10 protein-coding genes are annotated in these 12452 nt (G+C 66.7%); 6 read left to right on the forward strand and 4 right to left on the reverse strand.

Translation table 11 applies throughout. The features are described from left to right. Positions 1-179: 179 nt before the first annotated feature. Entirely contained in the window at positions 180-863 is a 684-nt protein-coding gene (locus AB0J29_RS01740) for an SIMPL domain-containing protein (RefSeq protein WP_364777469.1), read from the reverse strand. A gap of 78 nt (positions 864-941) precedes the next feature. Beyond that, complete coding sequence (gene glsA / locus AB0J29_RS01745) at positions 942-2759, reverse strand: glutaminase A (RefSeq protein WP_364777904.1); 1818 nt, start codon at positions 2757-2759, stop codon at positions 942-944. A gap of 251 nt (positions 2760-3010) precedes the next feature. Between glsA and dxs the strand changes: the two genes are divergently transcribed. Continuing rightward, positions 3011-4909, forward strand: a complete 1899-nt coding sequence (gene dxs / locus AB0J29_RS01750; RefSeq protein ID WP_364777472.1) for a 1-deoxy-D-xylulose-5-phosphate synthase — start codon at positions 3011-3013, stop codon at positions 4907-4909. A gap of 301 nt (positions 4910-5210) precedes the next feature. Here the strand turns inward: dxs and AB0J29_RS01755 are convergent, their stop codons facing one another. Together AB0J29_RS01755 and AB0J29_RS01760 are read right to left on the reverse strand one after the other, a co-directional pair. Further along, positions 5211-6488, reverse strand: coding sequence for an HRDC domain-containing protein (locus tag AB0J29_RS01755; protein ID WP_364777476.1), 1278 nt, complete (start codon positions 6486-6488; stop codon positions 5211-5213). A gap of 22 nt (positions 6489-6510) precedes the next feature. Next, the gene (locus AB0J29_RS01760; protein WP_364777907.1) at positions 6511-7062 is read right to left on the reverse strand and encodes a DUF3000 domain-containing protein; all 552 of its coding nucleotides are present in this window, start codon (positions 7060-7062) and stop codon (positions 6511-6513) included. Positions 7063-7223: 161 nt separating this feature from the next. Here AB0J29_RS01760 and hemE point away from each other — a divergent pair, with 161 nt between their 5' ends. The 5 genes from hemE to AB0J29_RS01785 all read left to right on the forward strand — a co-directional run bounded on the left by hemE (position 7224) and on the right by AB0J29_RS01785 (position 12435). Next, complete coding sequence (gene hemE / locus AB0J29_RS01765) at positions 7224-8288, forward strand: uroporphyrinogen decarboxylase (RefSeq protein WP_364777910.1); 1065 nt, start codon at positions 7224-7226, stop codon at positions 8286-8288. Positions 8289-8329: 41 nt separating this feature from the next. Further along, positions 8330-8878 carry an aminodeoxychorismate synthase gene (locus AB0J29_RS01770; protein ID WP_364777479.1) on the forward strand — a complete coding sequence of 183 codons (549 nt, stop codon included), beginning with the start codon at positions 8330-8332 and terminating at the stop codon, positions 8876-8878. Positions 8879-9105: 227 nt separating this feature from the next. Further along, positions 9106-10464 (forward strand): protoporphyrinogen oxidase, encoded by a 1359-nt coding sequence (locus AB0J29_RS01775; protein ID WP_364777482.1) that lies wholly within the window; start codon positions 9106-9108, stop codon positions 10462-10464. Positions 10465-10729: 265 nt separating this feature from the next. Further along, positions 10730-11200, forward strand: a complete 471-nt coding sequence (locus AB0J29_RS01780; RefSeq protein WP_364777485.1) for an Rrf2 family transcriptional regulator — start codon at positions 10730-10732, stop codon at positions 11198-11200. Continuing rightward, positions 11197-12435: a hemin transporter gene (locus tag AB0J29_RS01785; protein ID WP_364777488.1), complete on the forward strand. Its 1239-nt coding sequence runs from the start codon at positions 11197-11199 to the stop codon at positions 12433-12435. Before AB0J29_RS01780 ends, AB0J29_RS01785 begins: the two co-directional genes overlap by 4 nt. The last annotated feature ends 17 nt before the right edge of the window (positions 12436-12452 follow it).

Genomic DNA, 12452 nt, shown 5'->3' on the forward strand with positions numbered 1-12452 from the left:
GCCAGCACTTCGAGCACCGGAATCGGCATCATCGGCAGCGCCCCGGTAGGTAGCCACCGGCCGGACTTCAGTCCCTGCCCATCGCGGTCGCGGCCTCGATGAGCACGAACGACATGCGGACCCCTGACCAGACACGATGGGCCCTCACCATACCCAAGCAAGAGTTAGGTCAGATCGAATCAGCCGAGCTGCCAGGTCGCGCGGATGGTCGCCGAGATTTCGGATTCGCCGAGTTCTACGGGAACCGGCGCACCGCCGTACGACTCGTTCAGCGGGGCCGACACGGCCATGAGCCGCGGCGTGGCGGGCGGGGCGGAGGTGGTGTTCTCGGTGATCTCCAGGACCGGTCCGAGGGTGCGCTGCGCACGGCCCGCATACTGTTCGGCCTTGGCGAGTGCGTTGTCCCAAGCGGCATCGCGAGCGCGGATGAGCAGGCTCTCCCGATCGGTGAAACCGAGGTCGAGACCGCCGAGGCGGACATCGTCACCACCGGCGTCGACACAGTTGGCGATGATCGTGGCGGGGCCTGGATCGGCCGTTTCGCCGATATCGCGCAGCACGACGGTGAGATCGGTGGTCGCGATGTAGCCAGTGATCTTGGAGCCACCGCCTTCGAGCCAGACGGTTTCGGTGCGCACCGACAGTCCGCTGGTGGCGATATCGGTGCCGGGAACGCCATCGGAGCGCAGCGAATCGGTGACGGCGGCGACGCGCTCACCGGCCTGACCGTAGGCCAGCGCGACCTTGCTGGCCCGGGTTTCGATGGAAATGGTGACGTGCATCAGATCCGGGGTGGCACGGGCGCTGCCGGACCCGAAGGTCGTGACCGTGCCCGCGGTGTCGTGGGACTTGTTCTTGCTCACAGCGCTCTCCTGACTTCATCGGTTTCCGATGCAACGTTCGCTGCTTCGAAAATGTCCCCTCGGGCCGGGTGAAACCGGTCAATAATCGCCGCCGCGCACGGCGATCGCGCGCACGGCCGCATCCATCTGCGCATACGCGCCCGCGGCCAGTCGCTCCAGCAGGGCGAGCTTCAGTGCTGGTGCTCGCTCGGTCAGCATGTCGAACCGGCCCGGGCGCAGCACTGCGACGCGCACCAGACTTTCGGCACGTGCCTCGTTCACGAACGGTGTCCCGACCAGCATCGGGATCTCGCCGAAAGACATTCCCGCCGTAAGTGATACCAGCCGATGGATTCGGGCATCCGTACCCTCGAAGGTGATCCGGACCCGGCCCTCGAGAATCAGATACAAACCGGAGCGGGTGCTGCCGCGCTCGGCGATGACCTCGCCGCGAGCGATGGTGCGCACCTCGAAATCCTTGGCCAGCCGAGCGCGATCGTCCGGCGCGAGTGCCGCGAGCGCGGGGTGGTCCTCGATCGGCAGGGACGTGCACGCCGGTTCGTCGGCGGGCCGATGGTGGTCGAGGACGATGTCCTCGCACCATTCGGTCGCGATATCGCGATCGATGAATACCCGCCCGCGCGGGTCGGCCGGATCCAGGCTGGAGACCAGATGCCCCAGTTTGCCGTCCGGGTCGACAATCGCGACGCGGCATCCGGTCGCGGCGAGTTCGGACTGCAGCGCATCGAGCATCCGCACCGCGATCCCGCTCACCTCACCGACCCGCCGCAGGTCCACGACCAGTGCCTCCAATTCGCGCGCCTGCTCCTCGATCACGCGCACCGTCCGCTCCGCACCCGCGAAGAGTAGGTCGCCGTGCAGTTCGTAGACGCGGGCCCGGTGCCCGTATTCGGCGAGCACGTCCAACTCATCGGTAGTGCGTCGCAGCCGCGACGGCACCTCGGCCACCGTGTACGCGGCCCGGATCGCGGTGCGCGCGGACCGAGTGACGTGCAGGAAGTGCAATTCGAGCCGCTGCGAAAGGGCCCGGCAGGCCGCGACACCGCGCACGCTGTTGCCGTGTGGATCCAACCGAGGGGAGTAGACCGCGATGCCGATCTGGCCGGGCAGTACGGCCAGGATGCCGCCGCCGACACCGCTCTTGGCGGGTAGGCCGACAGTGGCCACCCAGTCGCCGGCGGCGTTGTACATGCCGCAGGTGGTCATCACGCTGAGCACGCGTTCGGTGAGCGTCGCGGTGAGCGCACGTTCGTGGGTCAGCGGGTTGAGTCCGTTGTTGGCCAGGGTCGCGGCCATCAGTGCGAGGTCGCGGCAGGTGACATCGATCGAGCACTGCCGGAAGTATCGGTCGACCGCGTCGTCCGGATCGGATTCGATGACGCCGAAGGAGCGCAGCATGTAGCCGATGGCGCGATTGCGGAATCCGGTGCGTGCCTCCGATGCGTACACCGCCTCGTTCATGCTGAGTTCGCGGCCGGCAAAGCGCGAGTAGCAGCGCCGGATGCGTTCGAAGCGGTCGGTCGGATCGTGGCCGTTGATGAGTGCGGCCGCGGTGATGGCGCCGGCGTTGATCATCGGATTGCGTGGGCGTTCGGTCACCGGGTCCAGGCTGATCTCGTTGTACGCGTCGCCGGAGGGTTCGATATCGATGTGTTCGTCGACGGCCGAGATGCCCCGATCGGCCAGTGCGAGCGCGTAGGTGAAGGGTTTGGAGATCGACTGGATGGTGAACTCGGTGCTGACGTCGCCGGTACCGTAGACGCGCCCATCCGCGGTGGCCAGGCACAGTCCGAACGAATCGGGTTGTACGGCAGCCAGTTCGGGGATGTAGTCGGCGAGTTCCCCGGAATCGTCGGCGCGGCACAATTCGTAGACATCGGTGACAATGCGTGCCACGACGCCGGGGTCGGCCGTGTGCGAAACCTTCTGCTCGGGCAGGGCCACAGGTCCACTCTAAGCTGGGTAACGTTGGGCGGACCGGCGAAACTCGTCCGCCCGAGCATGTCTTCGGATGGGTCGGCGATTCGTGTGGAGGCTCACACTTCCGCGTGAAGTCGACTGGTGGCTAGGCATTGTCGTGCGGAGCCGCTGGCGCGGCTCCGTAGACTGATCGCATCAGATGCGTTATCCGGAGGGAGCGAGTTCACGTGGGAGTGCTTTCCCGGGTCGATACACCCGAAGATTTGCGACGGCTCACCGTTGCTGAATTGGGTGAACTGGCGGAGGAGATTCGCGAGTTCCTGGTGCAGAAGGTCGCCGTCACCGGCGGGCACCTCGGCCCTAATCTCGGTGTGGTCGAGCTGACGATCGCACTGCATCGGATCTTCGACTCGCCGGCCGATCCGTTGATCTTCGACACCGGGCATCAGGCCTACGTGCACAAGATCCTCACCGGTCGCAAGGGTCAGTTCGATACGCTGCGCAAGCAGGGTGGGTTGTCGGGCTACCCGAGCCGATCCGAGAGCGCCCACGACTGGGTTGAGTCCTCGCACGCCTCGGCCTCGCTGTCCTATGCCGACGGTTTGGCGAAGGCCTTCGCGCTGACCGGGCAGGACCGGCATGTGGTCGCGGTTGTCGGCGACGGCGCGCTGACTGGTGGTATGTGCTGGGAGGCGCTGAACAATATCGCCGCCGCACCGAACCGGCCCGTCGTCGTGGTGGTCAACGACAACGGCCGCTCCTACGCGCCGACCATCGGCGGCCTCGCCGACCGGTTGACCGCGCTGCGGACCCAGCCCGCCTACGAGCATGCGCTGGATGCGGGTAAGCGGATCCTGAAAAGCATACCGGGCGTCGGTGAGTCCGCGTACTCGATGGTGCATGCGGTGAAAGCCGGGATCAAGGATGCGGTGAGCCCGCAGGAGCTGTTCAGTGATCTCGGGCTCAAGTATGTCGGGCCGGTGGACGGTCACGACACCGTCGCGTTGGAGGCCGCGCTGCGTCGAGCAAAGGATTTCGGCGGGCCGGTGATCGTGCATGTAGTGACGCAGAAGGGGCGCGGATACTCGCATGCCGAGAATCACGTCGCGGACCAGATGCACGCCTGCGATCCGATTGATCCGCTTACCGGCCGACCGCTCGGCGGGCCGAAGGCGCTCGGCTGGACCTCGGTGTTCTCCGAGGAGCTGATCGCGCATGCGGAGAAGCGTGACGATATCGTCGCGATCACCGCGGCCATGCCCGGACCGACCGGTCTGGCCGCATTCGGGGAACGCTTCCCGGAGCGGATGTTCGATGTCGGCATTGCCGAACAGCATGCGATGGCCTCGGCCGCCGGACTCGCCCTCGGCGGCATGCATCCGGTGGTGGCGATCTACTCGACGTTCCTCAACCGTGCCTTCGATCAGTTGCTGATGGATGTCGCGCTGCTGAAGCAGCCGGTGACGGTGGTGCTGGATCGTGCCGGAATCACCGGCCCGGACGGCGCCTCGCACAATGGCATGTGGGATCTGGCGGTGCTCGGCATCATCCCCGGCATGCGTGTCGCGGCCCCGCGCGATGCGGCGACTTTGCGTGCGGAGTTGGCCGAGGCGCTCGCGGTGAATGACGGACCGACCGCCATTCGTTTCCCGAAGGGCAGTGTGGCCGAGGATATTTCGGCCGTCGAGCGGCTCGACGGTGTCGATGTGCTGCGGCTGCCCGAGCGTGACGGCGGCTCTGCCCGAGCTCAGCGTGGTGATGTGTTGCTTGTCGCGGTCGGGCCTTTCGCATCGACTGCGGTCGCGGTGGCGAATCTGCTGGAGCCGGAAGGCATTTCGGTCACCGTCATCGATCCGCGTTGGGTGCTGCCGGTTTCCGATACCGTCGTCAAACTCGCTGAAAATTACCGTCTCGTGGTGACTCTGGAAGACGGCGGTTTGCAGGGCGGCATCGGCTCCGCCGTCTCCGCTCGGTTGCGCGGCGCGGGGTTGGATGTGCCGACCCGCGATCTCGGTGTGCCGCAGCACTTCCTGGACCACGCATCGCGCAATGAGGTGCACGAGGAACTCGGGCTGACCGCCCCTGATATCGCCCGCCGCATCTCGGGTTGGCTCGACGCGCGCTGAGCGAGCTTGCTGCTCGGTGCCGACTGGGGCTGGGCGGCACCGTCATCGGTGCGTTCGACCGGTGATCGCGCGCTCGGTGGACAGTGGTCGTTCCCCGGTGCCGGTCCGTTTCGGCGGTGCGTTGTCCCCAGGGGGTGATGGCCTGTCCGGGTGCAATAGCGCCGAGGATCAACGGCAGCCGTTTCGTCTGGATCCACGACACCCTGCCGCACGAACTCGCCGACGCATTCGGCGCGGCCATGGAGGAGGGCCTGCAAGTGTTCGAGCAGACCGTCGAGAATGCGGTAAGTCGAGGCGCGGCCTACTCGTCAGGGGTCGGGGTCAAGGCGGCGACGAGCCGGGGGATGGCGAGTTCGCGCTGCCACGGCCGGGCACCGCCCGACTTGAGGAATCCATCGATCGTGGCGGATAGGTCGTCCGGCTCGCCGACGCGGTCGTAATCGGGGAGTCCGTCCCAGCACAAACGGCGTACCAGGTCGGGGGACAGCAGATTCTCCACCGGAATCGCGTACTCGGTGGACAGTTCGCCCATCGCCGTGCGCGCTCGAACCAGCCGAGCCGCGGCGGCCGGATCGCGGCGCTCCCAGCGGTTCACCGGCGGCGGTCCCTCGAACGGTTGGGTCAGCGGTGGCAGGTCGGTATCAGCGAGGGTGCGCCCGCGGTCGATGGCGGCAAGCCAGTCACGGGAGTAGCGGCGTTGGCGTGGTCCGCCGAAGACCGGCAGTGTGCGCAGTTGGGCGATCGTGCGCGGTTCGGCATTCGCGGCGGCGACGATCGCGGCGTCCGGGAGAATGCGGGCGGGTGCGATATCACGGGTGCGGGCAAGGGTATCCCTGGTGTTCCACAGTTCGCGCACGATGGCCAGTTGGCGAGTGCGGCGCAAGGTGTGGATGCCGGAGGTACGCCGCCAGCGGTCGGCCTTCGGCGTGCCGGGTTCGGTGATCCGGACATGCTCGAATTCCTGTGCGGCCCAGTCGGTCTTGTGCTGGGCATCGAGCGAGGTAGCCACCTCGTCGCGCAGCTCGAGCAGCAATTCGACATCGAGTGCCGCGTAGTTCAGCCAATCATCGGGTAGCGGCCGGGTCGACCAGTCGGCCGCTCCGTGCCCCTTGCGCAGCGCCCGGCCCAGCAGTCGCTCCACCATGGCCGCCAGTCCGACGCGCTCGAAACCGGCCAGTCGGCCACCCAATTCGGTGTCGAACAGCCGCGCGGGGCGCAGACCGAGTTCGGCGAGTCCGGGCAGATCCTGATCTGCCGAATGCAGTACCCACTCCAGATCGTTGATCACGCTGGCCAGCGGTGCGAGCGCATCGGCGACCGGAATCGGATCGATCAAGAAAGTGCCCGCACCCGCCCGCCGCAACTGGATCAGATATGCACGTGCCGAGTACCGGAAACCGGAGGCGCGTTCGGCATCGACGGCCAGCGGACCGGTGCCTGCCGCGAGCCGAGCGGCGGCCTCGGCGACCTCATCGGCGGTGACGAGCACGGGCGGCACACCGTCGGCAGGCACGAGCAGCGGTTCCGCTGTGCTTTCTGGTGGCATGTTGCTTTGCTCGGACTCGTCTGCTAACGACATAAACCTGAACTTTACGTGGCGATCAGGTGTGGTCGTTGCTGGTATACGACTCCGGTCGCAGATGGGTGATTCCAGCAGGCGGCAAACCGGCCGCATAGGCCAGTACTTCGCAGAAGCCTTCCACATGCGGGCGCATATCGGTGGTCATTGCGGTCCAAGAGGCGCGCAGCTCCAATTGGTGTGCGCGCGGTGGTCCAGCGATATCGCCGTAGCGCACCGAACTGGTGGAGGTGACGGTGCCGCCGAGTGCGGTGAACGGTTCGCCCCGGGATTCGAGTGCGTCGACCAGCCAGCTCCAGGCGACCTCCGGCAGCAGCGGGTCGGTGGCCAATGCGGCATCGATATCGGCCTGGATGTAGGCGACCAAGCGGAAGACACCGTGCCAGGCCTCGGCGCCGTCGGGATCGTGCAGCAGGATCAGCCTGCCGAAGGCGTCGCCCTCGGAATCGACCGGCACCACATTTGTTTCGGGGTGTTTGACTTCCGCGCCCAGTGCGTACGAAAACGGTGCCAGGCGTTGTGGGGGTCGGATCGGTGCCAGCTCGATTCGAGGGTGCACGGTTGCGGTACCCATCGCATCGACCGCGGCGCGAAACTGAGCTGGCTCGCCGTTGGGTTCTTCGGTCGGTGCGGCTCCGTCGCGGAAGTCGAGCGGTGTCACGGAACCGACGGTAGACCTTGCGTGCCTCGTGCAGTCGGAGGCGCGCCGCTAGCGGGCCCTGCGGGCCGCATACGATAGGCGTGATGAGCACTCACACCCGCCGCCGGTTGACCGATGCCCCGTTCCTGGCCGCCGCCACCGGCGCCGCACCGAGCCGTCGTCCGGTGTGGTTCATGAGGCAAGCCGGTCGGTCGCTGCCCGAGTACCGGGAACTGCGCAAGGGCATCGGCATGTTGGAGTCGTGCTTCGATCCGGAGCTGGTGTGTGAGATCACCATGCAACCGATCCGGCGCCACGGTGTCGATGCGGCGATCTTGTTCTCCGACATCGTCGTTCCGCTCAAGGCCGCCGGTATCGATCTCGATATCGTGGCCGGTGTCGGGCCGGTGATCGCCGAGCCGGTGCGCACCATCGCGGATGTGCGCGCGCTGCCGCGGCTGCGGCCCGAAGAGGTGGGCGCGGTGACCGACGGGGTGAAGCTGCTGACCGACGCGCTCGGCGACACACCGCTGATCGGCTTCGCAGGTGCGCCGTTCACGCTGGCGTCGTACCTGGTCGAGGGTGGTCCGAGTAAGAATCACGAGCGCACCAAGGCGATGATGCACGCCGACCCGGCGACGTGGCACGAGTTGCTCGGCGTCCTGACCGATATCACCATCGCTTTCCTGCAGGCGCAGTTGGCCGCCGGCGTGGACGCGGTGCAGTTGTTCGATTCCTGGGCCGGAGCGCTCTCGCTGGCCGACTATCGCGAATTCGTGCTGCCGCATTCGGAGCGAGTATTCGCGGAGGTCGCCGCCGCCGGGGTGCCGCGGATCCACTTCGGCGTCGGGACCGGTGAACTGCTCGGCGCAATGGGGGAGGCGGGCGCCGATGTCGTCGGCGTCGATTGGCGGGTGCCGCTGACCGAGGCGGTGCGGCGGGTCGGACCCGGAAAAGCGTTGCAGGGCAACCTGGATCCCGCCGTTCTGTTCGCCGGATCCGCCGCTGTCGAAGCCGAGGCGCGGCGCATCGCACACGAGGCCGATGAGGCGATCACCATGGGCGCGGCCGGTCATATCTTCAACCTCGGACACGGTGTGCTGCCCGATACCGATCCCGGCGTGCTGACCGCCCTGGTGCAACTCGTCCACGAACTGTGACGGATTAGTCATGGCTGCTGATCCGCGGCCGACTTGTGCCGTTGAGTAGGAGTCCGGCGATCGAGCAGGTCGCGGGTCGGGTCGCCACCACCGCGCCGCGACTCGGTTCGACCCGCCTGGTGGCCGTGGACGGACCGGCCGGGGCCGGAAAGTCGACGTTCGCAGCGTCTTTGGCGGTGTTGTGCGATGCGCAGGTGGTACATACCGACGACTTCGCCGACGGAAACAACGAACTCCCGTGGTGGGCACGGCTCGAGGAGCAGGTACTCGAACCGATCGCGCAGGGCCGTCCCGGCCGATATCAGCGATTCGACTGGGACAAGCGGGCTCTGGTCGAATGGCACGATGTCGCGCCTGGGGGAGTGCTCATTCTCGAAGGCGTCTCCTCGGCCCGCGCCGCCGTCCGCGATCGGCTATCGCTCGCAGTTTGGATCGACACACCCCGCGCGCTGCGTCTGGCACGCGGTCTCGAACGTGACGGTGCCCACACCCTGCCACTGTGGGAGCAATGGATGGCAGCAGAAGACGAGCACTTCGCCACCGACCACACCCGCGACCATGTAGACCTGATCATCCTCGGTGCGGCCTGACCGCCTCCGCAAGCGAATGACGGCGTCGCACACCCAGTGGCTGCCTCGCAGGTTGCACCTATTGCGGGCAGTTGATGGCCGTGTGACAGAAGTAATTTCGGGAGGTTGGGTTCGCTCTGCCTGAGCGTCAGGTGGGAAGCCGTAGGAATACGGTGTGGATGGTGTGCTCGGTCACGAATACGAGGGTCGTGAGCGGTGCGGATTCGGGCGAGAGTTACGGTCGCGACATGAGAATCGCGGTGGTCGGTGGCGGGATCAGCGGGCTTGTCGCGGCATACCGCTTACGGGGGCTGCTGGGGGCGCGGGCGGAGATCGTGGTCATCGATCGGGGCACGCGGCTGGGCGGAATTCTGTATACCGGCGAATTGGCCGGGGAGCCTTTGGATCTCGGGGCGGAGGCGTTCGTCGGGCGGCGGCCGGAGGTGCCCGCGCTGCTGCGTGAGCTCCAGCTGGAGTCGCAGTTGGTGGTGCCCGCGGGGTTGCGGCCGCTGGTCTGGGCGCAGGGAAGTGCCCATCCGCTGCCAGAACGCACATTGATGGGCATTCCGTCGGATGCCGAGTCGATGCGCGGATTGGTCGATGCCGAGACGCTCGAGCGGATCGATGCGGAGTCGCGGCGGCCGCTGGCCTGGTATCCGGACGCCGATATCGATGTCTACAGCCTGGTCGCCGACCGGTTCGGCGCACAGGTCGCCGAGCGCAGCGTCGATCCGCTGCTCGGTGGCGTCTATGCGGGCAGTTCGCGCTCCATCGGGGTGCGCGCCGCACTGCCGACCCTGGCCGCCGCCCTCGACAACGGTGTGTCGAGCCTCGCCGAGGCGGTGGCCGCCGCCATGCCGCCGCCCTCGAACGTGCCGGTTTTCGGCGGCCTTCGCGACGGCTACCGGGTCCTCTTGGACACATTGGCCACGAAGTCCGGGGCGGAATTCGTCACCGCGACCTCGGCCACCCACCTGACCCGTGCGACCCACGGCTGGGTACTCGAGCCGGTCGGCGCGGTGGACGCGGTGGTGCTCGCGACACCTGCCCCGGTGACCGCGAACCTGCTGCGTCCCTTCGCGCCCGCCGCCGCATCGGCCGCCGCTGGCATCGAACTGTCCTCGTCCGTCGTTGTGGCCCTTGCTCTTCCGTGTGACACCGCACTGCCACAGAACTCCGGCATTCTGGTCGCAACGGGAGAACCCTTGCGTGCCAAGGCCTTCACGTTGTCGAGTCGCAAGTGGACCCACCTCGCCGAACGTGAAACCGCCGCCGTCCGAGCCTCATTCGGCAAATTCGGCGACGACTCCACGCAAACGTGGTCCGACGCCGACCTGATCGCGGCCGCCACCGAAGACCTTGCCGCCGTCACCGGCGCCACCATCGAACCGATCTCCGCCGTAGTGCAACGCTGGCCCGGTGGCCTCGCCCAATACGCCCCTGGCCACCTCGACCGCGTCGCCGAAATCGAATCCACCACAGCCGATTTCGACGGACTCGCCATAGCAGGCGCCTACCTCCATGGCGTCGGCGTCCCCGCCTGCGTCGCCTCCGGCACCGCCGCCGCCCACCGCGTAGCCGCCGCCCTGACCCATACCGCACCCTGATCGAAGTCCGACGCGACGCGACCGCGATTCCGGGGACTACGGGGTAGCAATAGCCGGTTACCGGCATGGGCAACCGGGGCCGGCGGGCCGAGATGCGGCGCTGGTGTCCGCTCGGATGCCAGGCATGTGATGTGCATCCCCCGCAAAGGTGACAGGTCCGGTAACGGGGCATTGTCCCTGGACCAAAAACCGCACAATATCGCGTAATTAAGGACACCGTCGCTGGGGGATGTGGCGGTGGTTGCCCGCCGGTAGCGTCGAGATCATGCAGCTCTCACGGTTTACCGATATCGGCTTGCGGGCCATCATGCGGTTGGCGGTGAGTGACGAGGCCGACGGCCGGGTGACGACACGACTCATCGCACGGCAAGTGAATGCTTCCGAACACCACGTGGCCAAGGCGGTTTCTCGACTGATCGATCTCGGCCTGGTGCAGGCACAGCGCGGTCGCACGGGAGGGTTGTTTCTCACCGAGGCCGGGCGCTCGGTCTCGATCGGGTGGTTGATCCGAGAACTGGAGGGTGATCGGGAGGTGGTCGTCTGCGAAGGTGACCATCCGTGCCCGCTGGTGAGCGGTTGCCGGTTACGCCGAGCGCTGGCCGAGGCCAAGGAGGCGTTCTACCGGGAATTGAATCGGTACACCCTCGAGGAACTCGTCGACGCGCCGACGGCCGGATTGCTGCGTCTGCTCGCCACATCTGCGGCGGGCGGTTCTGTGAACAAGGAGTTGTCATGAACAGCACGGTCCGTAGCGAACCGGAACTCGAAGCGCATCACGCTGAAGTAATCCGCGCCACATTGCCTTTGGTCGGCGCACAGGTGGATGCGATCACCACGGTGTTCTATCGAACCCTGTTCGGCAACCATCCCGAACTGATCCGCGACGTGTTCAATCGCGGCAACCAGTCGCAGGGCTCCCAGGCCCGGGCCTTGGCCGCATCCATCGCGACCTTCGCCACCTATCTGGTCGACCCACAACTCCCGCATCCGGCCGCCATGCTCGCGCGTATCGGCCATAAGCACGCCTCGCTCGGCATCACCGCCGAGCAGTACCACATCGTGCACGACAACCTGTTCGCTGCGATCGTGGAGGTGCTCGGCGCGGACGTCGTCACCGCGCCGGTAGCGGCGGCCTGGGATCGCGTCTATTGGCTGATGGCCGACATATTGATCGACTTGGAGAAGCAGCTCTACGTGACGGCCGGGGTCGAGCCGGGCAATGTGTTCCGGGATGTCACCGTTGTCGACCGCACCGACGAATCGTCGTCCGGTGTCGCTGTTTTCACTGTCGAATCCGCCGATTCGTCCGCACCACTGCCGAGTTTTCTACCAGGCCAATACATTTCGGTCGGCGCGCGGCTACCTGACGGCGCCAGGCAGTTGCGTCAGTACAGTTTGGTGAACGCGCCGGGCGAGGGCATGCTGTCCTTCGCAGTGAAACGGATCGATGCCGAGGATGGTTGCCCGGCGGGCGAGGTCTCGTCATGGCTGCATCAGACCGTGCGGCCCGGCGACGCACTGGAGGTCACGCTCCCGTTCGGCGATATTGTCATCGACACCGCGGCTACCACCCCGCTGGTGCTGATCTCGGCCGGTATCGGCGCGACACCGATGATCGGAATCCTCGAACACCTCGCGGTCAACAGCCCGGACCGGCGCACCGTCGTGCTGCACGCCGATCGTTCGCCGCAGACGCATCCGTTGCGGGCGCGTCTGCGGGAGCTGGGTACCCGGCTGCGCGCCACCACGGTGGAACTCTGGTACGAGCAGAACGCCGATGGCGCCCATCACGGGCTTCTCGACCTGTCATCGGTCGGCCTGCCCACCGACGCCGATTTCTATGTCTGCGGCAGCCCCGGATTCCTGGAGTCGGTGCGTGCACAGGTGCTGGCACTCGGTGTGCCCGAGCAACGCATCCACATCGAGCAGTTCACGCCGACCGACTGGCGGGTGGACGCCTGCCCGGTGTAATCCGCAATCTGCTCGCG

Source organism: Nocardia sp. NPDC049707 (assembly GCF_040674855.1).
Taxonomy (GTDB): Bacteria; Actinomycetota; Actinomycetes; order Mycobacteriales; family Mycobacteriaceae; genus Nocardia.